The 23,530-nt window shown below is 44.2% G+C and carries 20 protein-coding genes and 2 riboswitches; of the genes, 6 read left to right on the top strand and 14 right to left on the bottom strand.

Going from position 1 to position 23,530, the window contains the following annotated elements:
- Positions 1-116: 116 nt before the first annotated feature.
- From T426_RS0108080 to T426_RS0108060, 5 genes are all read right to left on the bottom strand, one after another.
- On the bottom strand, positions 117-1,223 hold the full coding sequence (locus tag T426_RS0108080; protein ID WP_025865897.1) for an alpha/beta hydrolase family protein: 1,107 nt from the start codon (positions 1,221-1,223) through the stop codon (positions 117-119).
- Complete coding sequence (locus T426_RS0108075; RefSeq protein ID WP_027585510.1) at positions 1,220-3,205, bottom strand: TlpA family protein disulfide reductase; 1,986 nt, start codon at positions 3,203-3,205, stop codon at positions 1,220-1,222. The genes T426_RS0108080 and T426_RS0108075 overlap by 4 nt, the downstream gene beginning before the upstream one ends.
- 21 nt (positions 3,206-3,226) lie before the next feature.
- Entirely contained in the window at positions 3,227-4,633 is a 1,407-nt protein-coding gene (locus T426_RS0108070; protein WP_025865900.1) for a RagB/SusD family nutrient uptake outer membrane protein, read from the bottom strand.
- 11 nt (positions 4,634-4,644) lie between these two features.
- Positions 4,645-8,340: a SusC/RagA family TonB-linked outer membrane protein gene (locus T426_RS23115; protein WP_025865901.1), complete on the bottom strand. Its 3,696-nt coding sequence runs from the start codon at positions 8,338-8,340 to the stop codon at positions 4,645-4,647.
- A 182-nt stretch (positions 8,341-8,522) separates the two neighbouring features.
- Entirely contained in the window at positions 8,523-9,461 is a 939-nt protein-coding gene (locus tag T426_RS0108060; protein WP_027585509.1) for a FecR family protein, read from the bottom strand.
- A gap of 228 nt (positions 9,462-9,689) precedes the next feature.
- Here T426_RS0108060 and T426_RS0108055 point away from each other — a divergent pair, with 228 nt between their 5' ends.
- A complete protein-coding gene (locus T426_RS0108055) occupies positions 9,690-10,256 on the top strand; it encodes an RNA polymerase sigma-70 factor (protein WP_025865904.1) in 567 nt (188 codons plus the stop codon).
- A gap of 651 nt (positions 10,257-10,907) precedes the next feature.
- On the opposite strand, the gene T426_RS0108050 is transcribed toward T426_RS0108055, so the two are convergent.
- From T426_RS0108050 to thiM, 9 genes are all read right to left on the bottom strand, one after another.
- Positions 10,908-11,483 (bottom strand): hypothetical protein, encoded by a 576-nt coding sequence (locus tag T426_RS0108050; RefSeq protein WP_153637628.1) that lies wholly within the window; start codon positions 11,481-11,483, stop codon positions 10,908-10,910.
- 485 nt (positions 11,484-11,968) lie between these two features.
- Positions 11,969-12,688, bottom strand: coding sequence for an SDR family oxidoreductase (locus T426_RS0108045; protein WP_025866094.1), 720 nt, complete (start codon positions 12,686-12,688; stop codon positions 11,969-11,971).
- Between the two features lie 258 nt (positions 12,689-12,946).
- Positions 12,947-13,882 carry a ketopantoate reductase family protein gene (locus T426_RS0108040; RefSeq protein ID WP_025866093.1) on the bottom strand — a complete coding sequence of 312 codons (936 nt, stop codon included), beginning with the start codon at positions 13,880-13,882 and terminating at the stop codon, positions 12,947-12,949.
- Between the two features lie 39 nt (positions 13,883-13,921).
- Positions 13,922-14,578, bottom strand: a complete 657-nt coding sequence (gene hxpB / locus T426_RS23110) for a hexitol phosphatase HxpB (protein WP_036985064.1) — start codon at positions 14,576-14,578, stop codon at positions 13,922-13,924.
- Positions 14,579-14,581: 3 nt separating this feature from the next.
- Positions 14,582-15,388, bottom strand: a complete 807-nt coding sequence (gene thiD / locus T426_RS0108030; protein WP_025866091.1) for a bifunctional hydroxymethylpyrimidine kinase/phosphomethylpyrimidine kinase — start codon at positions 15,386-15,388, stop codon at positions 14,582-14,584.
- A gap of 30 nt (positions 15,389-15,418) precedes the next feature.
- Positions 15,419-16,420 (bottom strand): thiamine-phosphate kinase, encoded by a 1,002-nt coding sequence (gene thiL / locus T426_RS0108025; protein ID WP_025866090.1) that lies wholly within the window; start codon positions 16,418-16,420, stop codon positions 15,419-15,421.
- 23 nt (positions 16,421-16,443) lie between these two features.
- A complete protein-coding gene (locus T426_RS0108020; RefSeq protein WP_025866089.1) occupies positions 16,444-17,091 on the bottom strand; it encodes a TenA family protein in 648 nt (215 codons plus the stop codon).
- Complete coding sequence (gene thiE, locus T426_RS0108015) at positions 17,078-17,725, bottom strand: thiamine phosphate synthase (RefSeq protein WP_025866088.1); 648 nt, start codon at positions 17,723-17,725, stop codon at positions 17,078-17,080. Before thiE ends, T426_RS0108020 begins: the two co-directional genes overlap by 14 nt.
- The gene (gene thiM, locus T426_RS0108010) at positions 17,722-18,516 is read right to left on the bottom strand and encodes a hydroxyethylthiazole kinase (RefSeq protein ID WP_025866087.1); all 795 of its coding nucleotides are present in this window, start codon (positions 18,514-18,516) and stop codon (positions 17,722-17,724) included. The genes thiE and thiM overlap by 4 nt, the downstream gene beginning before the upstream one ends.
- A gap of 145 nt (positions 18,517-18,661) precedes the next feature.
- A riboswitch (TPP riboswitch) is annotated at positions 18,662-18,763 on the bottom strand.
- Positions 18,764-19,294: 531 nt separating this feature from the next.
- Positions 19,295-19,497: riboswitch (cobalamin riboswitch) on the top strand.
- Positions 19,498-19,608: 111 nt separating this feature from the next.
- Between thiM and T426_RS23105 the strand changes: the two genes are divergently transcribed.
- The 5 genes from T426_RS23105 to T426_RS23095 are packed head-to-tail and all read left to right on the top strand — an operon-like array spanning position 19,609 to position 23,528.
- Positions 19,609-20,256, top strand: coding sequence for a Dph6-related ATP pyrophosphatase (locus tag T426_RS23105; protein ID WP_025866085.1), 648 nt, complete (start codon positions 19,609-19,611; stop codon positions 20,254-20,256).
- Between the two features lie 13 nt (positions 20,257-20,269).
- Positions 20,270-21,112, top strand: a complete 843-nt coding sequence (locus tag T426_RS23100) for an ABC transporter substrate-binding protein (RefSeq protein WP_051568959.1) — start codon at positions 20,270-20,272, stop codon at positions 21,110-21,112.
- Positions 21,105-21,635 (top strand): cob(I)yrinic acid a,c-diamide adenosyltransferase, encoded by a 531-nt coding sequence (locus T426_RS0107990; protein ID WP_027585506.1) that lies wholly within the window; start codon positions 21,105-21,107, stop codon positions 21,633-21,635. Before T426_RS23100 ends, T426_RS0107990 begins: the two co-directional genes overlap by 8 nt.
- Positions 21,598-22,656 carry a FecCD family ABC transporter permease gene (locus T426_RS0107985; protein WP_211253559.1) on the top strand — a complete coding sequence of 353 codons (1,059 nt, stop codon included), beginning with the start codon at positions 21,598-21,600 and terminating at the stop codon, positions 22,654-22,656. The genes T426_RS0107990 and T426_RS0107985 overlap by 38 nt, the downstream gene beginning before the upstream one ends.
- On the top strand, positions 22,644-23,528 hold the full coding sequence (locus T426_RS23095) for an ABC transporter ATP-binding protein (RefSeq protein WP_051539196.1): 885 nt from the start codon (positions 22,644-22,646) through the stop codon (positions 23,526-23,528). Before T426_RS0107985 ends, T426_RS23095 begins: the two co-directional genes overlap by 13 nt.
- Positions 23,529-23,530: the final 2 nt, after the last annotated feature.

Below are 23,530 nucleotides of genomic sequence, written 5' to 3'. Positions count from 1 at the left end.
TTCTCTATTACGCGATCGCTCTACCGGTCACCGCGTGAATGCAGATGCCCCAAGTATAAAAATCTCCCCGTTGGATTTATAGTACAACGGAGTTGCTGCCAACGCAAACAAACCGGTTACTGAACATGACTGACAATCCAATCTCCGATTGTTTGAAGAGCTTTAGGAGAAAAATGTTCTTTTAAATGTGAATACTCTTCCTGGGTACAGGTTTTACAAGGCAGAAACAGGTGATTCAATCCCGGAAGTACCATGACAGTGACATCCTTATTGCCGGCTTTCTGCAAATACCTTTTCCAATGAGCCAGATTCTCCTTACAGTCCACCATAATATCTTTATCACCATTCAGTGCCAGAACCGGAATTCTGACCTTACTTAGGAATTTATCCGGTTGGTAACGAATAAAATACCTATACCAGGGACTTGTGGCCTCCTTCGTATACCCATAAATGGAAAAACGGAAATGATCGTTTTGAATATTTAGCCTCTTTACATATTCATCATCCTTTTTTTTCCATCTTTCGTAATTTTCATTCAGTTTCTGACCTAAACTATCCGAATAAGCATAGCGATAAGCCGTTTCAAACATCAGCGTATTGATTTCTCCTGCCCGCTTTTTGTCATAGTCCGGCAAGTCTGATTTCTCCACAAGAACCTCATTCTGTTTTTTCAGAGCCTCAAATCCATTGGTGGCAAGTCCCGCCAAGCTAACAAGAAAAGCAACATCATTCGACTTTGCAGCGGCAATTGAAATAACAGCGCCGCCTTCGCTATGCCCAATTAATCCGATATTTTGCGGATCGATATCTGCTCTGCTTTTTAAGTAAGCGATAGCAGTAATAACATCATCGGCGAAATCAGCGGTTGTCGATTTTGCATAATCCCCGCTTGTTTCTCCCACACCGCGATCATCCGTTCGCAACGATGCGATTCCCCGGGAGGCCAAATACCCGGCAATGGTTTTAAACATCTTGTGACCGGCCATTGTGCCGTCACGATCCTGTTTTCCGGTTCCCGAAACAAAGATGACCACCGGATTTTTACGGGTCGAATCAGGGAGCAATAATGTTCCTCCGAAACAAATACTCGAATCAGCATTGCAAAAGTGTACATCCTCCGTTTTATACGAAAGAGAATCAGTCACCCCCTTTGCCCAACCGACATACGGAATGTTTGTTGCAACAAGAAACAAAACAGCTGCAACAATGGCTGTCATTCTCATTTTGCAGCTGCCTTTTTGGTTGCTTCAATCAGCTCAGAAATGTCATCGGCCAGTTCGCTGGGACTTCCCTTATAGCCAACTGAAATGAACTGCACATTTCCCTTTTTGTCGACAAACACTTTTTGCGGAATCCCCGAAATCTTAAATTCTTTACAGACTTTAGAAAATAACTCATCGTTAACTTTGGCCCCTGCAACCTTATTGTCGAAAAGAATATGGAACGGATAGTTTTTTTCGGTAATGAATTTCTTTGCCGCCTCCTTGTAAGTAGGCAAATACTCTTCTGTATTAACGAAAAAGAGTGCAACATCCGACTTATTCCTGTAACGTTCCACTGCCAACTTCATTCCAGGAAAAGAAGCTTTACAAGGCACGCACCAACTCGCCCAGAAATCGAGCACATAGGTTTTGCCTAACAAATCTTTTGAGCTAATCTTCTTACCGTTGGCATCCACCAGTTCCCATGCGGGCATTTTTCCCCGCCGCTTATCTTTTAAAATCCGCTCGGAGATTTCACCGGCCGACTCCGTTTTCTTTAATGACCTCATGTACGCATCAAACCCGGCTGCCGAACCTTTTTTCGCAACATAGTTTTTCTTCAAAAGGTCAATCAGATAAGGAGTGACCTGATTATGATACATGCTTTTGCGAAGGACACTATCCAGCTCCCCTTGTTTACCCTCTTGTTCAAGCAAATAGCAGAGATCTTCGTTCAAACCGGCCACAGTATAATTAAGTACTTTCTGTGCACGCTCGGCATATGACAAAGCTTCGCTAATATGGCCCGAATTGCGCAGCAAACTTACGTGTGTGAGCAGAACTTCTTGTGTCAGCATCTTTTCAAATTTGCGATTCCATTCTTTAGGAGAAAGAAAGCGATATTGAAAAGGTTTGTCATTCTTCTCTTTTAAAATCTGCTTAACAAGACTGTCGGCATATGGATACAAAAAATCGTCCGAAAGAGCCTTGCGATTGTGCGGAATCGTAATGATTTTATAATAAACATTTACCAACCCGCCCAAGGACAATTTTGGCAGATATTCATACAGGGCGTTGTAATTCTTTTTGAAAACTTCAGAAAAAAGCAAACTAAAATAAATGTTATCGTATGAAATCACATTATCATCATTGAACCTTTCGTCTGCCGGTTTTTTCGGAAATTCAACAAGAAATTTTCGCATTAACTTATTTTGGGTAGCCATATCCTTTTCGTTCAGCGCTTTACGATAAGAAGCGAACCGATTAAGTGCTCCTGATGGATATTTTTCCATATTGATTTGATGAACCGAATCTGCCTTCTGATTCTGTTCCAACACATTTCTGTATATTGCCTCTTCCGAAAGCAAATTCCTTTCCGTTGGATTATTCTGCAAGTATTTCAGACAGCGACCTATCTTGCTCTCTGCATCTGACATTTTCGATTTCTTTAGCGCCAGGCAATATTCATAAGCAAATAGCGGAGCCGCTTCTTTCTGATGATACGTTATTTCCTGATTAATCCAGAAATACGTTGCCGTATCTGAAATACTTTCTGTTGTATATCCCGGGATGAGATGACCATACCCTGGCGAACGAATTAATCCCCAGCCAATATAAGCCCCCTGAGCCTTTTGCCCGTCGGCTTCGTATACAAATCTGGCATAACTTCCTCCACTCCCGACATCACTCAAACTATCTCCCTCAAATTTTAGCGCAAAAAAACCACAATCTTTCGGTAGAGGGTACGTCGAAATCCATACGCCGTTTTCTCTTTTCAGCTGAAGATCACCAGCAGTCCATCGATAATTATTATACAAATAAATTACACCGTTAACCTGTTTACTCGTCTTCAGTCCTTCAACCGGTCGATATTTGATTTGTATATTTTCCCCCTGAACAGGTTGCTCAGGAGTGACGATAAGATTATCATCACTCTGAGCAAAAGAAGGCAGGTTTATCCCGAAAATAACAAGTATAGTTAAAAGTACTTTTGTCAATCTCATCTTAAAATGTTTATTGATTTATTATTCGGGATTTTGTTCGATTTCCGGATTTAACTGAATTTGATAGGCAGGAATTGGGAAAACATAACGATTGCTGTTGGGAGCTAATGTATATGTTTCTCCACCAAAAGTGCGGGTTAAGGTTTTCGTATACAAACCTTCACGGGCTAACCGGCGCATATCCCACCAGCGCAGCATGCGACCAAAAAATTCCCGGCGTCGCTCATTAATCACTTTTGTCAATGCGTCAGAAGCATCAGTAGCTGTCATCGGAACATAGTCCTCAGGCTTAAAGCGCTTTTCCCGGAGCTTATTCACCCAGGCCATAGCTCCCGTTGGATCGCCATTGCGGGCATAATACTCCGCTTTAATCAGATACATCTCCGGAACTGTCGGGCCGATATTTCGCCCTTCGTACATTTCATAGTCCAGATAAAAGTAGCGTCCATCTTCTGCGACATATGACGAGCTGACCACATTGCCAGGTACAGTAAATAAATTATAGCGCTGATCCGTTGTCCCCAATATACTCAACAAATCATCACTTAAACGAAGTGTGGTTGGAGGATAAAGAACTCCGCCGTAAGGTATTTTTAAAAGCAAAATCTCCGGATTATGAATTCCCCTCGGATAAGTACTGGTCGACACAGCGTCAATACTCGCCAAATCAACCAATTTATTCCGGTACATCAACACAGAATCGGCATAGGCATTGGCATCAGCATAATCATCCATATATAGATACGTACGTGCCAGTTCTCCATAGGCTGACGGAAGTGACGGTAACGTATTAAATACCTGTTTTTCGGGCAAATAAGGGATAACATTCTTTAAATCTTTAATAATTTGCTCATAAACAGCCTTTACACTTGCCCGAACCAACGATTGACTGGTTGTTTGTGATAAAACCATCGGAACCCCCAAATCACTGTCAGCTGTCGAAGCGTTATAAGTTTTTCCATAAGTGTTGACTAACATCAGGTAAGCATCTGCACGATGTACATAAGCTTCGGCACGTAAAGACTCTTTTTCGCTTTCGTCACCGTCGCTGCTCATCACCTCGTCGATAACAGTATTCGCATAAGCAATTGTATTATACATAGCATTCCAGCTGTAGTCTGTCTGATAATTCCCTAACGGATAAATTTCCGGTTGCCATGTATAAACTTTTCCCCACCATCCGTAATAATCGCTCGAACCGAGATTTTGCTGTTGTGTAGAGCCATCGACCAATTCAATGTCATCCGAAGCAATTGACGAAAACTGTGGACCATATTCCAGTTCCGAAGCATTATTGAGTAAGTAACGATAATTATCCACCTGACTAGGAACCAGTTGCCCCTGTGTCTTGATATCCACAAAATCACTGCATGCACTCAAAAAAACAGTCAACAGCAGCAATGGGAGTATATTTTTTTTGAAAATCATATGGTCAGTTTTTAAAATTTAACATTGAGAGAGAAAAGGTATGACTTGGCAGCTGGCAGACTGTATGTATACCCCGGATAAGCAATAAAATCAGGATCGTATCCTTCCTTATTTGCGGTCCAAAGAAGTCCCAGATTGTTTATGCTCAATCCCATTTGAGCGCTTTCCATTTTTACCTTCCCAACAAGTTCCTTGGGTAAATCATAAGACAATGTAATTTGCCGCAAACGAACATAGTCTCCCTTCAATACATTGATATCAGAATTACTGTAGCGCATCTGACTGATATAAACCTCATTGCCTGTTCCATTCAAGCCCGGAACATCGGTTGTTTTCTCATCTCCGGGTTTTTTCCAACGTTTAGCAATATCGGCGCTTACATCATAATTCACCACATAGGCTGAAGTGATATAATTGCTGATAGATGGTTTCAGAAAGACACTGCCAAACTGGTAGGTCATCAGCCCATACAGGCTAAATTGTTTGTAACGGACCGTTGTATTAAAACTACCAAAATACGGAGCGGTTGTCCGCCCGGCATCTTTGAATACCCCAAAAGAAGTTATTGATGTTTGAGATGAAGGAATAATTCCTCTGTTTTCATCATAAACCTGAGTTAAGCCGTTTTCATCCAGTCCGGCAAAGCGGTATACCAGCAATTTATCCGTAGGATACCCTTTAATCAAACGAATGCCGGCAGGATAAGTGCCGTAATAATTGACATAACTGTCTTCTTTGAAACGCGCATCAGTAATTTCGTTGGTATTATACGACAGATTGAAACGCATTTTCCAATTCCAGTTTTTATCGTTGTACAACTTGGCCTCCAGACCAAAGTCAACTCCATTCGATTTCATCGAAGCAATATTACGGGTTAAGTATCCTCCGCCAATATTCCCGACATAAACACTGCTAATTGGATACGAAAACATCAGGTCTTTGCTCTTCTTCCGGTAATAATCCAGCGTACCGTTCAAACCCCCTTTAAATAAGCTGAAATCGAGTCCGATATTGGTTACATAAACTTTCTCCCACCGCAATTCAGGATTAGCAGTTGCAATAATAGAAGCTGTCTCTAGTCCTGTGGTATAGTCCGAGCCTCCCAGCCCAAGATAAGTAAACGGATAGGTACTTAAAGACAGGTTACCATTAACACCGTAGGTAGCCCGAATACCTAAATTGGAAATCCAGTCGATGTTACTCATGAAGCTCTCACGACTGGCGATCCATTTTCCTCCGGCGGACCACAATGGAGTAGCGCGGTATTTCCGAGCGACACCAAAGTTGTTGTAGTCGTCATAACGCACACTTCCCGACAGGAAATACCTGCTTTTATAGTCATAAGCCAGATTACTGTAATACGAAAGGAACCGCCTTTTTCGGTCAGCCTGACTGGGATAACCACCATAATAGAATGTCGTATACGAGGTCGGAGAATAACCTGCAACATACTGATAAGTAGGCGTTGAGCTATAATTAATAGAGGTATTTGTCAATCCGGTTTCAGGATTATAACCAAACAATGTAAAATCACTTTCTCCAATATTAGTTTCCCGGATTTCGGTTCCCGCCAAGGCAGTAACCTGATGTACCTTATTAAAACGCCTGTTAAAATCGAGTTGTCCGCGTAAGCTGTAATTATTCTCGTAACCCTGAACTTTTGATAAAATCCCTCCGGTTGTAATTCCTAAACTATTCATTCCGGCGCCGGGATAGGTATAAAAGTTTACAATATCACGGAAGTAGTATGTGTCCTGATTATAATACCGGGTAACCGTACTATTTGATTTTTCTTTCGAATACATAGCTGATGCTGTCAACCCTTTGAATAAAGGAACTCTCAGATTGATATTAGCCACATAATTGTCGGTTTTTTGCTGGTTATCATTATTCCTCAGTTCATCCAGGTAGTTATATGTCCAGTCGCGATAGCCCGGGCCCAGGTTGCTTACCCATGTTGGGTCATAACGATTATAAACAACTCCGTTCCCGCTTTGATCGGCTAGTAAATCATAAGGAAGCAAGGTCGTGCTCTGCGGTTTATATAGAGAATTCAATGAAATTCCATTACTGTTATATTCAAAAAAGGTTCCTTTGAAGTTTGTTGAGAGAACAATATTACCAAACAGTTCCCAGCTGTTATTCAACGTAATTGTATATCTTTTCCCCATATCACGAACGGTGTTGGGATTTTCCTTGGTATAGGAAGCGGAATAGTAGTAGTTTGATTTTTTTGCACCTCCGCTCACCGAGATATTGTAGTTCTGCCTGCTGGCTCTTTGCAGCAAATATTTTGATATCTGTTTTCTGCTATCAATTTGACTCAATTTGGCAACCTGACTGTCATATTCACTCTGGGTAATATCGCCTGAGTTAAGCTGCAAGGCAAGGTTGCTACCTTTACTTAAAATAGATTGAGCCCCATAATAAGTTGATGCATCGTTTTTATAAAGAACCCCCCGGTCAACCAACTCTTTCTCATAATCCAGCATTTGCGCCGAATTCATTGTTTTTATATATGACAGGTCCGGCTTATCAGCAACCATTATGTTTGTTGAGAAATTAATTTGAGGCGCCTGATTGCTCTTCCCTTTCTTCGTGGTAATCACAATCACACCATTGGCTGCACGCACCCCCCAGATAGAAGCTGCAGAGGCATCTTTCAATATGGTTATACTCTCTATATCATCAGGGTTTATCGCCGAAATATCCATTTCTGAAATAGCTCCGTCGACCACCAGTAAAGGGAACTTCTCCCCCATCAAAGTTCCCTGTCCGCGAATGGTCACGTTATAATCGGTAGCACCCACTGTATGCGTACCCGAATTTGGCGTTTTCAGCGTATTATTGTAGGTAAAAGTCCGATCGCCGGAAAGAACGGAAATCTGTACACCCGGAATCTTTGATTCCAGACTAAGCAGCGGATTAGCCGAAGGTGATTCTTTTAACTCATCCGCTCCAATGGTCGTAATCGATCCGGTAGAACGTTCCTTCGGTATTTTCTGATATCCGTTACTTGCGACAGTAATTTCATCAATCGTGTTAATGTTCGCCTTCAATTGTATTTTAAGCTCGCTCCTTCCATCAAGCGGAACTACAGTAGTCTTAAATCCGATAAATGACACCATCAAATGCCAATTTTTTCGGCCCCAAAGAGTAAATTCACCATTTTCATTGGTGACCGTGCCCCTCATATTTTCCTTCAGCAAAACGTTTGCTCCAGGCAAAACTTCGGTGCCATTTTCATTATAAACAACCCCATGCACTTTAATCATACCCTCCGTTTGTCGATTGGTTTCGTCTTTCACCGAGTCCCGTGGCTGTTGTTTCGGAGTGTCTGATTTCAATGGAACCAAAACGATATAACCATCTTTGCGGGCTACATAATTAATGGAATAGGGAAGCAAAAGTTTATCCAAGATATCTTTCAAACTCTCATTGGAAAAGTCATAACTAACTTTCTCTTCCAATGAGATCGTATTCGTACTGTATACGAACTTGATATGAGCTACTTTCGAAATCTTCGAGAGCGTTTCCTCCAACGTCTCGTTTTCGGCATTTATCGACAGGTTTTGCTTAAGGGTTTGTTGTCCGTAGCTATGAGCAGCTGTTGCGAACTGAATAAAGAATACTACACTTACTGTGTATACAAACATAATTCGCATAAACCGGATAATTAGGGCTTTGAATTTATTTTTCTTTAGCATACATTTGACATGTTATTGTTAGAACTGTAATAATGACAACCATTACCTTCCTCCATCAGGAAGGTCAAAGCAGGAGTGCTGCAACCACTTCTGCTTTTTTGGTTTATTAGGAATACTTTGTCAGGTAAGCATTATTATCATAGGCAAATCTTTCTTTTAGGTTAATAAACTAAATCATAAATTCACTTCTTAACTTTTATATTGTTTCCCGATTGGGAAAAAGTAACAGAGAAAAGCTGACCAAGCATATCAAGCGTATTATCAAGAGATTGATCAGTGAAATCGGCTGTGACTCGCTGTTTTAATAATTGTTTGTCTGAGCAGTGAACCTCAACATTAAATTTCGTCTCAATTCGGGTCAATACATCAGAGAGCGGTACATTGTTAAACATCATATTATATTCTGTTCCGGCTATTAGAGACGCCTGCTCCACTTTTGTTGCTTCTTCCTTCTGCAATATCTGCTTCTTAGCTTCATACACCGCTTTCTCGTTTGGTAGCACCACCATCTTCTGGGCATTGGTTTCTAAAGCAACCTTTCCAGTAAATACCGAAACTTCGATACTCTTCTCGTTCGAAAGGATATTAAAACTGGTACCAAGAACCTTGGCACTCAAATTACCGCAATGAATAATGAAGGGATGGGCAGGATCTTTTGCTACTTCAAACAATGCTTCGCCCTTCAACTCCACCTGGCGGGTTTCTCCGGGAAATGCAGACGGATAACTCAGACTGCTTTTCCCTTTCAGCCAAATAATCGTACCATCACTCAACATCAGTTTGTGAGTTCCCTCGCTATATTGCGCGGTTAAAATCACAGGAGCAGGGATTACCTTTTCACGATCGAATGATTGCTTAATCAAAAATGATATTCCCAGGATCAAAACAATACTGGCTGCCACGGCAACCACGCGGAACCCAATTTTTCTCGACGAATAGGCCGGTCGCATTCCTTTGATAATCTTCGTCTTGATTTCTTTTTTTTGTTTTTCGCTTAGTTGTGTTTGATCCGACGCTGTTTCCAATTGGTCAAACCAATCTTCGACAACCTCCCGGTTTCGACGACTTAACTGATTGTCGGTGTAGTACTTTAAAATATTTTTGAAACTATATTTTTTCATAAACTTAGTTCGCTTGTAACGATTCTTTAAGCTCGTACATATGATAAGTCGTTTCAAAAACGAAACACACACAGTCAGAATGTAATTTTTTCTCAAAGAAAAATGATTATTTGTTAGAATGCCATCGGCAAAAACTGCAAATAATTGGATTTAGTTGAATTTTAAATGGCAATGTGTATTTTTGGAGATTATGGAGAAAAAGGATTTTAAGCATGGCTCATTGATGAAATGAATACTAACTATCAAACATATTCTGATAAGGAACTTTTCGAGTTGGTGAGTGAGAAGAGCGACCCATTAGCTTTTGAGCAGATCTATTACCGATATGTTGAGCGCCTGTTTTCGTATGTTTTTAGTCGCATCAATGATAAGGTCGTTAGTGAAGAAATTGTTCAGGAGGTCTTTATCTCCTTTTGGCAAAAGAGGTCAGCTACCGAGCTCCGGTCATTGTCAGCATATTTGTTTACAGCAGCCCGTTATAAAGCATTAAGTCATATTCGGTTCTCAAAAGTCAGGGATGAATATGCTTTAAATTTTGCCATGTTTCTGGTGAAGAACTATGACAATTCAACACAGGACTTAGTGGACGTAAATGACCTAAAGACTACCATAAAAAGAGAGATTGATAAGCTCCCCCCTCAGTGCCAAACAGCTTTTTACTATAGTCGTTTCCAGAATTACTCCAACAAAGAAATTGCAGAAGAGATGGGTATCTCCATCCGCACAGTAGAGAATTACATTACCCGGGCATTAAAACACCTGAGACAGAATCTGAAGACGCTTATCGATTTGTAAAATCAGTCACAATGCTTAAGTACAAACTTTCTAACGTGAAGATGGGAAAAGAGTGCTTAGGGAAATATTTTTTTACAGCAAGGAATTGTGAAAGGCCTGGAAGCGCCGGGATTCTACTCCCCCCCGACCTTACAACTACCATCGGAAGGATAAGGTAACTACCCGGAACAGTACCTTATAACTACCTGTGGAAAATACTTAGTACTACCGACGGCAGGTAGTTAGTATTACCAGAAGCAGGACCTTATAACTACCAGCGGAAGATCCTTAGTACTACATGGAGCAAAACCTTATAACCATTTGCAGAAGATCCTTAGTACCATTTACAAAGAAACCTTATAACCTTATGGGGCTGGTAGTAGTAAGATAATTTTCCCTGCGGAGATGCGCATCTCGCCGCCGCGGGAATCGCAACTTGTAAGCGCCAGATTCTTCTTCATCTCGCGAGGGAAAGTTCTAATACTTCTTCCTGTACTTTGACCTTTGCGCAAAGGTACCAAAAGGTCAAGTCAAAGTGATCCTTCCACCCGCGTCATGGTTTTGTTTTTTTCCGGCCCACATGCCTGAATCCCCACACAAAACCATAAAAACCTATATATTAGCCTCCATTACCTATAACACCTTGTCGGGCGTTCCTGATTATTTTATTCATTAGGGTATTTCAATTTTGTATTTGCAGCTTTTATCGCCCTTTCTAACTGAGGAAATCACTTTTGCTGTCACAGACAAACCGGTTACTACCGAATACATTTTTTCCGCGAAGCCTTCTGAACAGTAACAGATTGCCGAAGTATTTATTCCTTTTTTGTGTTCTAAAACCGGGCATACACAGTAATCTTTATTTTCATCTGCAATTAAAACCCTGGTTGTTTTATTATAATCAATTTTCCATCCCCAAGTGCTTTCAATGTATCGATTAAATTTTTCTATATCACCAATATAATCAGCCAGCAAGGCATCCATATTCAAATTGTTGTAATGTAACATTGATGATTTTTTGACGATTCCTCTCAACACTTCCTCTTCCAAATCCTCGTTTAAGTTTGATAACAAATTTGATAACCATTCTTGATTAAGTTGTTTATCGTTATCCTGATTAAGAGATGTATCGTCATTTGTGAAACTTGAGACGGCACCAAATCCGCATAAACAAACTCCGGCGAAACAGGCTCTTCTAAAGAAACCTTTTCGATCCATATTTCTCATTGATGAACTATTCTGCTTCATTTTCATTTAGTTGGTTGTTACGTCTAACGAAGTTAAAGAAATATTCGAAAGTGATGTACCCAACAGGAATAGCTATTATAGGTAGTTTTCTGCGGCAAGCAAAAAAATCCTACCCACAGGGGATTAGAAAGGAGTAAGCAGGGAAATATTTTTTTGCTGCAGGGAATTGGGAAGGGCGGAAAACGCTTTTCCGTACCTTTTTCTTTTACATGCTTGTACTTTTATCTTGTCATAAAAGTACCAAAAGGACAAGTCAAAGTGATCCTTCCACCCACGTCATTGTTTTGTTTTTCCGGCCCACGTCCCGGAATCCCCGCACAAAACCATTCCCGCTCACTCCTGCCCGGTGAAATATGAGTTTGATTTCACGGGGCCTGCCCGGGCAATCCCGTACGTCGCGGACAGGCAGGCCGGGTCTTATCGCCTAACGGCGATATTGTGGACGTAGAAAACGGAAAATTTTGATATTAAAAATACGATGAAGACTACCACGGAATTTCGCCGGCATCTTCAAAATATCCGCCACTTGTGCCGGTCTCATCTAATAGTGCAAGTTGAACAATAATTTTGGAAGCCTGCTGCACCGTTCTTGTGCCTTTACCCTCATTCATATCGGTAACTGTATAACCTGGTGCTGCAGCATTGATTTTTATTGGAGTATCCTTTAATTCTTTTGCGAATTGAATAGTTAATGCATTAACAGCAGCCTTAGAGCTGTTATAAGCTAGTTGTAATCTGGTCGAATCCGGACTACTGCTCCTTGTGAGTGAACCTTGTCCGCTCGAAACATTGACAATTCTACCCCCGGTAGATTTTTTCAGTAACGAAAGTAGCGCGGTAGTCATGGCGAAAACACCGAAAAAATTAACTTCGAATGTTTCTCTTAAAGTCGCCAGTTTAAGTTGGCTTGGTAACACTCCCTTTTCAAAAAAGACACCCGCATTGTTAATGAGAATATCAAGATGCCCATATTCTTCCTCAATGAATTTGACAGCATGATCAATGGTGTTCTGATTAGTCACATCAAGTACCAATAACTGAGCATCAAAACCTTCCTTTTTTAATGTTTCAACCGCTTCTTTGCCTCGCTCTTCATCTCGTGCTCCAAGAAGCACCTGATAACCTAATCTTCCCAATTGTCTTGATGTTTCAAAACCAATGCCTTTATTTGCTCCGGTTATCAGGGCTATTTTATCTTTATCCATATTCCTAATTTATTCTGTGATTTTTGCATAATAACACACAATGCATTTATAATTGCAGTATGTCTGTTTTTCTATCCTGATAAAAAGCTTGTGTAACCCTGTATTTTGCCTCATCCACATTCCGCTGATCATTATCATTAAGCCCTAGCAAGTTAACAAAACAATTTAAAAGGACGTATACAATGGAAAAAGCTGTTTTAGGAGGTTTTGCCCGCCCTTTTGGCTTGTTCAAAAGAACGAACCCCGACGGTCATCGCTTCAGATAGTCTCTATCTGTTCAATCCGGATTTTTGATTTTATGCGTATCATTTCTCCCAGCAGCCTGGTATTCGTCACCAGACCGGGCACGCCTGCTTCGTCGGCCAGTCTTGCCATTTCAAGATTCAGACTCTCAATTTCAGTTCTCCTGTTATTTCGAATATCCTCGTAAGTTGAAATAAGTTGCCCTGCTGCCCGCTGACTTATCTGCAACAGCTTTTCTTTTATCTCTCCCGAATGAACTGCGATTCCCAGTTTATCCGCCAGTGCGACACATTCCCGAATAATGATTTCCGCCACTTCCAGAGCTTCCGGATTCGTGTGGAAGATTCCGTTGTCGACTTCAAGCAGTGGGCAAATTGAATTGAAAGCACAATTTATAATGGCCTTATCCCATACATATTTCACGATATTGAATTCGCTTCTAAATGCAAAATGAACAGTACTAATTTGCCCGACGATGGAATTCAGAACTGTTTCCGTTCCATTGATGATTCCAACCGGAGAAGCTGTAACCGATTTAAACGACACCTGATTGGTGCTGATGATTTGACTGGTAGAAAACAACACACACCGATAGAGCTGGTCGAAATCTTCGAAAGGCCTTTCGACGTTCAGTCCGTTCTGAAGCAAAACAACCGAAAAACGGCCCTTCTTGCTTTTCAGTTTCGCGGCAAGCATTTCATTGGCAAATGCTTTGGTTGTAACCAGTACAATACCGTCGATAGCAGACAGGTTGCTAAAGGTGGTGGTGGTTATTTCCTGCTCAAACTTCTGATTTTCCCCATTGGTTACTGTAATGACTTCCTCTTCAGCCGGTATATCATCTACACGCCCCCTGATAAGCGTCACATCCCTGTTCTCACTCCGCAAGAAAACAGCCAGGGCTTTTCCTATTGCTCCGGCTCCGATGATGTATATTTTCTCGTTATCCATAAATACTAATTGAGTTTAATCATTTCTCCGTCTTCCTAATCAATAATTTTCAGTTTTTAAATCCAGTTCACCGTAATGATTTACTATCAAATCGGCTATTCCGAACTCCGCGCTTGCATGGGCACCATTGACAATGGCAATGGTTTTCATTCCGGCCTTCCTGGCTGCTACTAATCCCGACAGGGAATCTTCAATGGCCACACAAGTCGCCGGTGTTAATCCCAACTTTTTAATAACCGATGAATAAACTGAAGGATTAGGTTTCCCTTCCGGTTCATGTTCTGCTGAAGCAATTGCATCGAAATAGTCGCTGATTCCCAGTTTTTCCAGGACAACAGGAATGAGCATGGCGGGAGAATTGGTAGCCAACCCGATTTTGTATCCCCGGTGTTTGATATCCCTGATAAAACGTTCCACACCATCAATCGCCGTCCCTTCGTCCCTGATTAGATCAGCCACTCGTTCAATCACGGAGTATTCAACTTCCGTCAACGACTTTTCCTTCCAGGGAAACCGCTCGTACCAAAAACGGGTCACCGCAGCCGTGGTCATCGCTTGTGTAAGCTCACACAATTCCGATGACAATTCTACGCCAACCGATGAAAAAACTTCCTGTTCCGCCCTTTTCCAGATGGCTTCGGAATCAATGATGACTCCGTCCATATCAAAAATTACTGCCTCAATCTTCTGCTTCATAATTCATTTCCAAAAATGATAAAAATGGTGAACCGGACCATGTCCCTTCCCGATTTCGTATTTCGAACCTTCGGCAATGGCCTGGTTCATGTAATTTTTCGCTTCTCTTACTGCCTCGTTCAACGGGAGCTGGTGTGCCAGGAACGATGCCACTGCTGACGAAAAGGTACATCCGGTTCCATGTGTATTCCGGGTCATGATACGCTTCGAACGTAGCTCTATGATTTCATCCGTTTCGGCATTATAAAAAACATCGGTCAACTCTTCCTCACTCAGGTGCCCCGCTTTGAGCAAAACCGAAACGGTTCCGTTACAGGAAAGACTTTTTATTACTTCCGGCAGGTCGGATTGTTTTCGGATGGTCCTGCCGGATAGAATCTCTGCTTCCGGGATATTGGGCGTTATCACCCGTACCATGGGAATCAGTTCGTTTTGCAAAGTCGATATGGCTTCGTCCTGTAAAAGCTTATCTCCGGATGTGGCCACCATCACCGGGTCAAGAACGATATTGGTGAGCCCGTAAAACGATAAGGTCTCTTTTACGGCCCGAATCAATTCTGAAGAGTGCAGCATCCCGATTTTAACCGCATCCACACCGATATCTTCCACTACCGATTTGATTTGTCCTTTCACAAAATCGATAGGCACCGGATGGACTCCGTAAACACCTACTGTATTCTCGTCAACGATGGCTGTTATGGCTGTCGTTCCAAAACATCCGCAGGCCGACATGGTTTTCAGGTCGGCCTGGATGCCTGCCCCTCCGCTGGGGTCGCTTCCGGCAATGGTTAAAACTCGTTTGTATTGCATAGGTTACTCCATGTTTTCACATACGTTGGATTACAAAAAATGATTAAAACCGCCTTTGGCAAAGGTGACTGCTTGTCCGTTCCGGAACCATTGAATAGCCGGTTCTCCCTCTTCGATGGTTCCGACCGGGTAAACCGGTTGATTAAATTTCCGGAGGAATTCTTCCTGCAACTTCTCCAACTGTTGCCCCTCAACCGTAAAAAGCAATTCATAATCCTCTCCTCCACCGGTAGCCAGCTCCTCAACATTCCAGCGCTGCTCTTCGCAAACCTTCCTCAAACTGTGAGAAACCGGAAGCTGGTCAAGGTGGACCCGGGCCGTTTTACCGGAAGCTTTTAAGATATGCTTCAAATCGGATGCAATCCCGTCGGATACATCCATCATGGCATGTACACCGGGGAAATCTTGCAGGAAGCGCCCTTCGGGCAGACGTGGTTCGGGCAAATGGTGTCGTTTCAGTAAATTATCGCAGTTGGCAGTCAGCGCTACCTTCTCCAATAAAACCTTCAGTCCGCCTCCCGAATCGCCGAGGTACCCGGTAGTGCAAATCACATCGCCGGTCTCCGCCATGGAACGAAGGCGCGCCATTCCCTTTGGACATTTCCCCAGTACACTGACATTAATCGCCAGGTGTTTAACTGACCGGGTGGTGTCTCCCCCCAGTAACGGGACCTTGTATTTTACCGATATCTCGTGATACCCCTTCATCAGTTCATCGAGGTATTCCACATCTATTTCCGGGGGAATGGCAATGGAAAGAAATGTCCCCAGCGGTTCTCCCCCCATCGCAGCAATATCGCTCAGGTTAACGGCCACCGATTTATATCCCAGTTGCCGGGGAGTGATCCCATCCCGAAGAAAGTGAATATCTTCCACCAGCATATCCGTCGTGACCAGAAGGTCTTCCGACTCGTTCATGGGCAGAACGGCACAGTCGTCACCAATCCCGGTGATATCCTGTGTCTGCAATGATTTGAATTCCGGTGAAAATCGTTCAATAAAACCGAATTCACCTATTTCCCTGAGTTTCATTTTTCGTTGGTTTTCATGATTCATTAAACAGGCCATGCTTCCTTTCGCCAGGCGCTGTCCCAAAACATCCACTCCAGTTGACATCCTTTTATAAAGGCTCGTGTCATACCCTCCCTACGTTCTTCCGTGCTCCGAACAGCCAATTCGTCTCCTATCGAAAGGGCCTGTTCCACCGCAAGAGCGAAATCCTCACCTCCGTACGTATCAATCCATGACTGGTACGGGTTATCCCCGGCCGTTTGATTCGCCTGGATATAATCTCCGACCTTCTTGTATACCAAAAAACAAGGCAGGACCGATGCCACCACCTCTTCGATGGAAGCCCCGGTCAGTTGCCGGTACATGAATCCGGTGTAGAGCTGACAAGAGGGAGTCGGTTCGGTACGATTGGTTGTCCCGTTAAGGTAAAGCTGATGCAGGGCCTGTTCTACAGCCACTGTATCGGATGAGAAATGCAGAAAGGCTTCCCGCCATTCCTTCCGGTCCAACCGGGCCGCAATGCCTGCCAGGATTTTACCGTATTCGGCCAGGTAGAGAGCATCCTGCTGCAGGTAGAAAAAGAATTTCTCTTTCGGCAGCGTGCCGTTCATCAATTCGTGCAAAAAGGGCAGCTTTAAAATGGCTGCATATACGTCTTCACTGGCCTTCCAGGCCTGTTCATTCCATTTCATTGGGTACTTCTTTTTTGATTGTCAATTTGAGTTCTCTGGCAGCTTGTCTGGGATTATCGACAGATGCAATGGCTGAAACAACCGCAATGCCATCGGCTCCGCTATTCACTACCTGCGCTGCATTTTGCAGATTGATCCCTCCAATGGCTACTGCCGGATGCCGGGACAGGGAGGTTGCTTCTTTTAACCCGTTCAAACCAAACAGCTGCAGCGTATCGGTTTTGGTTAATGTGGCAAACACCGGTGAAATCCCGATATAATCCACATCCATCCGGTTGGCTTCTTCTGCCTGTTGCATTGTTTCGACCGATAAGCCCAGGATTTTATCCTTTCCCAAAATCCGGCGGGCCACCTGCCAGGGCATGTCGCTTTGCCCGATATGTAATCCGTCCGCATCTACAGCGAGGGCAATATCCAGCCGGTCGTTGATGATTAGCGGGATGCTTAAGGGAGAGAGCAAAGCTTTCATCCGCATCCCCAGCTCATAGAATTCGCGGGTCGTGCAATCCTTTTCCCGTAGCTGAACCATCGTCACCCCTCCTTTTACCGCTTCCTCCACGATATAGCTGAGTGAACGGCCTTTCGACAGTTCCCGATCGGTCACCAGGTACAGGCTTAAATCGAAGGAAGTCATGGCAGGAAGATTTGTGCGATATCGGCTTCCGATAGCTGGTAAAGCATATCGATAAACTGAAGCTGTAGTGAACCCGGACCGGAGGATTTTTTGGTGGCCAGTTCACCGGCGATTCCCATCACGGCCATAGCATGTGCGGCCGCTTTCAATGCGTCGCTGTTGACTGCTGCAAATGCCCCTGTCAAAGCTGTCGCCGTACATCCCATTCCGGTTACTTTCGGCATGAGAAGGGAGCCGTTTTTAATGGTGTGGACATGGGTTCCATCCGTGATGAGATCCTCCGGACCGCTGATCACCACGACTGCCCCATTTTGGCTGGCCAACTCTTTAGCACTATCGAGCGCCGAACGACTGGTCATAATACTGTCCACCCCTTTCGTTCGTGTTTTGGTATTGGCCAAAGCCATAATTTCTGAACCATTGCCCCGGATAATATCCGGCCTACATTGTTCCAGTATCTGGGCGGCTACTTCGTTTCGGTAAGGGGTAGCCCCTACTCCAACCGGATCGAAAACAACGGGGATACCTTTTCCCCTGGCGGCTTTTCCTGCCAGCAGCATCGCGTCAACCCAATGCCGGCTAAGTGTTCCCATGTTGATCACCAACGCCGAGGCGATTTGGATCATATCGGCTACTTCCTCCGGCGCGTGGGCCATCACCGGGGAAGCCCCTACGGCCAGTAAGGCATTGGCCGTGTTATTCATCACCACGTAATTGGTGATGTTGTGTACCAGGGGCGATTGCTCCCGTACCGCTTTCAAATCAGTGCTAATGGATTTTGCATCAATCATAACTCTTGCTTTTTGAGCACCATTAACAACCGGATTTCAGGAAAATGTATTTGATCCGAACACGTCTGCTCTCCATCCATTCAATAAAAAAAGCCGCTCCGCAGAACTGCGAAACGGCTTGTATCTATTCTATCGAATGAATTGACAAATACAATCCTCGTTTCCCTCCGCTGTTATGATACATTTCAGGTTTAAAGGGTATAATCTCAGCCCGCCATTTCTCCGGCAGACACCCCTAACGAGATAAGGCAAAGGTATCAAAATTTCATTTTTGGCAACATCCGGCACAACAAATTTGCATCCCGGTCATTAAACTGCTTACAACTCCCCCATAAAAACCCTTATAGGGATCAGATGAAGATCCTTATAAGGATCGGCAACAGATGGTAGTAACCCTTTTCCGAAAAAGGTTATAAGGATCAGAGGAGAATCGTTATAAGGATCTGCTGCGTGTAGTACTAACTACCATCCGTAGGTAGTTATCAGTTCCTGCTCCCGGTAGTACTAACTACCGGCCAATGGTAGTTACCTTATCCCCCAGCCGGTAGTTATAAGTACCTGACACGGGTATTTACAACTACCGGCGCCGAATACCGAATAACGGGATTTATTGCTATGGCATATCCTCTCATAGCACAACATCAAGCACCGCTGGAAACAACCATTGTTTTATTCTATTTTCCTGAAAATTCAGGTTGCTCCTTTCTGTCACCACTCTTTTTCTGACATAGGAAAAAATACATGCAGTTGTTTTTCCATTTAACAAAAAAATCTCTTTACCTTTGCTCGAAGTTATGGTGACGATTTCCTCATTCGGGAATAGTCTTAAAACGGGAATCCGGTGAAATTCCGGAGCTGTACCCGCAGCTGTAATCCCCAACGATGTTCCAGGCATACCCTGCCACTGTCCCGCTAACACGGGGATGGGAAGGCGCCTGAAACGGGGAGAGCCAGAAGACCTGCCATTTACACAATAATTATTCGAGACTTCGGGAAGAAAGTATCGGATACAGCGTCATAAGCGATACTGTATTTGTATTTCTCCTCATTTGTTGAATCGGTTGGCTGATGCCGGCCCAAATGAGCTGTACCATGAAATTATTTTCATCGTTCAGCGGCGGGAAAGACTGTATGCTTGCCTTACACCGGGTATTATCCGGCAAGGAGCACCAGGTAGCCTGTCTGCTGAACATGTGTGCGGAGGACGGACTGCGTTCTCTTTCGCACGGACTGAACCGCGAACTGCTTGAACGGCAGTCACAGGCCATGAACATTCCGATGGTTTTTCAACCTACCGGACGCGCAAACTATGAAACGAAACTCAAAGAGGTCATTGCCCGGCTGAAGAAAGACGGCATTGAAGGGGGTATCTTTGGTGACATTTACCTGGAAGCCCACCAGGTATGGATTGAAAGGGTGTGCCGCGAATCAGGCATTGTACCGGTTTTTCCTCTTTGGAATGAAAACACCCGTTCACTGGCAAATGAATTTGTCTCCCAGGGATTCAAAGCCCTGACGGTTTCGGTGCGACAAGGGGTCGGAAAAGAAGAATGGCTGGGCCAACTGCTCGATAACTCGTTTTTCTCGATGCTGGAAGAACTGGAAGGAATCGATCCGTGTGGCGAGAATGGAGAATACCATTCCTTCGTGTTTGATGGCCCCATCTTTGAACAGCCCGTCTCTTTCACTAGCGGAAAGCCGTATACCGGCGATAATCACTGGTTTCTTCCACTTGTTTAAACGTTAAGAAACCATGCGAAAAAAACTTGTCAGCATTCTGCCGTTGCTTCTATGGGTATCGGTATGCCTGGGCAACCAGCCACCAACACGCATTATATCGCTGGCTCCGTCGCTGACCCAGGAGATATTCCTCCTGGGGAGCGGCCACCGGTTGGTGGGCGACACCCGTTACTGTGTTGTACCGGAAGCAGCAAAACACGTGGAGAAAGTGGCCACAGCCATGGAGGTAAATGTAGAAAAAGTAGTACGGCTCCGACCGGATTTGGTTGTTGCTACCTCTTTAACATCACCGGAAACGATAACCACACTGAAAAAGATGGGACTGAAAGTGGAGGTATTTCCGCAGCCCCTCAATTACGATCAAATATGTGAGCAGTTTATGCGTCTGGCCAGTCGACTGGGAAAGACGAAGTGTGCCGATTCGATTGTGGCTGCATCAAAAGAACGATTGAATGCGCTGCGTAGCAAACACACTCCAACTTTTCATCCGGCTGTATTCATGGAAATCGGAACCAAACCGCTCTTTACAGCCATTGGCGGAACCTTTTTGGATGACTTTATCACACAGTTAGGAGGTAACAACATTGCGCACAGTGCCACCAGTGGGCTCTATTCCCGGGAGGAAGTGCTGCGCCAAAACCCCGATGTCATCATCATTGTCACCATGGGAATCGCCGGCCGGGAAGAAAAGAAGCGATGGGAACAATTCCCCAAGTTGAAGGCAGTACAGAACCACCGGGTATTCATTGTCGATTCTTACCAGCTATGCAGCCCAACCCCGGTCTCGTTTATCGACGGACTGGAGAAAGTAGACAACCTGATTCATCAACATCAAAAGAACAAACAACATGACTAAACGACGATTGATTCACATTTATACCGGAGAAGGGAAAGGAAAAACGACTGCAGCTGTCGGGCTGGCCACACGTGCTCTGGGGCACGGACTCAGCGTTTGCTATATCAGCTTTCATAAAGATCCGGAAGTCTATGGGTACACCGAGATTAAAAGCCTGCAGAAACTGGGAGCCGAAGTATACTCTTTTGCCAAAGGCCATCCGGGCTGTTGCCGGCGCATTCCACGGGAAGCTTTGATAGATGATGCTATTAGGGGAATGGAGCACGTAGAAAAAATGGTTGCTTCAGAAACCTTCGATTTGGTGATTGTGGATGAACTGAATATTGCAGTAAGAGACCATTTTATTGAAGAGGAGCGGGTACTCAAGCTAATAAAAAACAAGCCGGATTCCGTGGAGTTGGTCCTTACCGGACGCGGGGCAACGGAGGCAGTCATGGAAGCCGCAGATTATGTCAGCTACATCCGAAAGATAAAACATCCGTACGATGAAGGTATTACATCCCGCAAAGGTATCGAGTTTTAACATGACAAACACGACCGGACATATTCGCTGGATGACAATCCTTCTGCTCCTTTTGGCAGGACTGGTACTGACCGTCCTGTTTTCGCTTTCACTGGGAATTGAAAACATCTCCGTTTGGCAAATACCCAAAATATTTCTGCATCAACAGCCGGTGATGGATTACCAGATTCTGAGCAAACTCAAATTGCCAAGGATCATACTGGCCATCTCCGTAGGAGGAGCGCTAAGTTTATCCGGATTGATTTTACAAGGCATTTATCGTAATCCTCTGGTCGAACCCTATACACTGGGCATATCAGGTGGAGCTGCACTGGGCGTGTGCCTGGCACTGATGCTTCGCTTGCAGGCATCGGTTGGCAGCGTCGCCATTCCGTTTGCCGGTTTTGCAGGCGCTTTCCTGATTATCCTGATTATCTACCTCTTCAGTCTCCGAAAAGGAAATGTGCAGATAACATCTATGTTGCTGACCGGGGTAATGATTAGTTTCATCACATCATCGTTGCTCATGCTTATCATGGCGCTTTCGCGGATTGAGGATTTGCACGGAATCGTTTTTTGGACAATGGGTTCACTGGATGAACCTTCGCCCTGGTTAATTACCATTGCAGCAGTCACGTCTGTGGGTGGGTTGCTGATTACGTCTTTGTTTGTCCATTCCCTCAATGCCCTCCGGCTGGGTAAAGAGCCGGCGCGCCATCTAGGTATAAACACCAACCGGACTATACGGGTGCTGTTTATCGTGGCTTCCCTGCTAACAGGTGTATCGGTTGCCGTGGCCGGCGTCATCGGATTCGTCGGTTTACTGGTTCCACATATCATGCGCCGGCTAACCGGAAGCGACTATCGTTTACTGCTTCCGGCCTCTTTCATTGCGGGAGCCATTTATCTTACTGCCAGCGACACCATTGCCCGAACGATTATTCAACCCAACGAGCTACCGGTTGGAGTCATCACCGGTTTATTAGGGGGCAGCTTATTTCTTTGGTTACAACAAAAAGAGAATAAAGGATGGAAGATATAAACAATGCTGTACCGGTATTACAACTGAAAAAGCTGACGGCAGGTTACGGCAATGCCTTTCGGCTGAAAGATATTACCCTAACCATTCGTCAGGGCGATTTCACAGGTATTATAGGCCCCAACGGTGCAGGCAAAACAACATTATTGAAATGTATCGCAGGTGATCTGCCAGCCTGTGCGGAAGCATTTCAGTTGGCAGGTAAACCATTCAACCGGATGCACCTGAAAGAACGCGCCCGCCACATGGCCGTTGTGACTCAAAAAAACGATATCGGGTTCATTACAGTGGAAGACTACGTAATGATGGGACGACTCCCCTACCGGTCGCTCTTGTCTGGATTAAGTTGTGTGGAGAATAAGCAGCTTGCTGAAAAATACATGAAAAAAAGTGGTGTATGGGCATATCGTCATCAGGCAGTAAACGAGCTGAGCGGTGGAGAACAACAACTGGTCGCCATCACCCGGGCCCTCGTTCAGGAACCCGACCTACTGCTCCTTGATGAACCAACAGCCCATCTGGATATCGCGCACCAGGTACAGATACTCGATTTTATTCAGCAGTTGAATGAAGAACTGAATCTGGCGGTACTCATGGTAGTCCACGACCTCAACCTGGCGGCAGAATACTGTACGCAATTGCTTCTGATGCAAAACGGTGAGGTCTGTGCCGAAGGAACACCGGGTGAAGTGCTAACGAGGCACCAGGTAAAAGAGGCGTATAAAACCGATGTGACTATTACCGAAAATCCATTATCCGGAAGGCCCTTTGTGTTCCCGGTTTCCCGGAATGCGACGAACAACCGGAATACCAAAAAGAAGATACCCCATCAAACAGAAAACAAAACCATCTATGAAAAAATAACAGCACATTAAAT

This window comes from Prolixibacter bellariivorans ATCC BAA-1284, from assembly GCF_000621705.1.
In the GTDB taxonomy this organism is placed as follows: domain Bacteria; phylum Bacteroidota; class Bacteroidia; order Bacteroidales; family Prolixibacteraceae; genus Prolixibacter; species Prolixibacter bellariivorans.
This window is presented reverse-complemented; position numbering and strand designations above follow the sequence as displayed.

Excerpts from the sequence above, each read along its gene's own strand:
- T426_RS0108080 (WP_025865897.1), bottom strand. The coding sequence starts at position 1,223 with ATGAGAATGACAGCCATTGTTGCAGCTGTTTTGTTTCTTGTTGCAACA.
- T426_RS0108075 (WP_027585510.1), bottom strand. The coding sequence starts at position 3,205 with ATGAGATTGACAAAAGTACTTTTAACTATACTTGTTATTTTCGGGATA.
- T426_RS0108070 (WP_025865900.1), bottom strand. The coding sequence starts at position 4,633 with ATGATTTTCAAAAAAAATATACTCCCATTGCTGCTGTTGACTGTTTTT.
- T426_RS23115 (WP_025865901.1), bottom strand. The coding sequence starts at position 8,340 with ATGCTAAAGAAAAATAAATTCAAAGCCCTAATTATCCGGTTTATGCGA.
- T426_RS0108060 (WP_027585509.1), bottom strand. The coding sequence starts at position 9,461 with ATGAAAAAATATAGTTTCAAAAATATTTTAAAGTACTACACCGACAAT.
- T426_RS0108055 (WP_025865904.1), top strand. The coding sequence starts at position 9,690 with ATGAATACTAACTATCAAACATATTCTGATAAGGAACTTTTCGAGTTG.
- T426_RS0108050 (WP_153637628.1), bottom strand. The coding sequence starts at position 11,483 with ATGAAGCAGAATAGTTCATCAATGAGAAATATGGATCGAAAAGGTTTC.
- T426_RS0108045 (WP_025866094.1), bottom strand. The coding sequence starts at position 12,688 with ATGGATAAAGATAAAATAGCCCTGATAACCGGAGCAAATAAAGGCATT.
- T426_RS0108040 (WP_025866093.1), bottom strand. The coding sequence starts at position 13,882 with ATGGATAACGAGAAAATATACATCATCGGAGCCGGAGCAATAGGAAAA.
- hxpB (WP_036985064.1), bottom strand. The coding sequence starts at position 14,578 with ATGAAGCAGAAGATTGAGGCAGTAATTTTTGATATGGACGGAGTCATC.
- thiD (WP_025866091.1), bottom strand. The coding sequence starts at position 15,388 with ATGCAATACAAACGAGTTTTAACCATTGCCGGAAGCGACCCCAGCGGA.
- thiL (WP_025866090.1), bottom strand. The coding sequence starts at position 16,420 with ATGAAACTCAGGGAAATAGGTGAATTCGGTTTTATTGAACGATTTTCA.
- T426_RS0108020 (WP_025866089.1), bottom strand. The coding sequence starts at position 17,091 with ATGAAATGGAATGAACAGGCCTGGAAGGCCAGTGAAGACGTATATGCA.
- thiE (WP_025866088.1), bottom strand. The coding sequence starts at position 17,725 with ATGACTTCCTTCGATTTAAGCCTGTACCTGGTGACCGATCGGGAACTG.
- thiM (WP_025866087.1), bottom strand. The coding sequence starts at position 18,516 with ATGATTGATGCAAAATCCATTAGCACTGATTTGAAAGCGGTACGGGAG.
- T426_RS23105 (WP_025866085.1), top strand. The coding sequence starts at position 19,609 with ATGAAATTATTTTCATCGTTCAGCGGCGGGAAAGACTGTATGCTTGCC.
- T426_RS23100 (WP_051568959.1), top strand. The coding sequence starts at position 20,270 with ATGCGAAAAAAACTTGTCAGCATTCTGCCGTTGCTTCTATGGGTATCG.
- T426_RS0107990 (WP_027585506.1), top strand. The coding sequence starts at position 21,105 with ATGACTAAACGACGATTGATTCACATTTATACCGGAGAAGGGAAAGGA.
- T426_RS0107985 (WP_211253559.1), top strand. The coding sequence starts at position 21,598 with ATGAAGGTATTACATCCCGCAAAGGTATCGAGTTTTAACATGACAAAC.
- T426_RS23095 (WP_051539196.1), top strand. The coding sequence starts at position 22,644 with ATGGAAGATATAAACAATGCTGTACCGGTATTACAACTGAAAAAGCTG.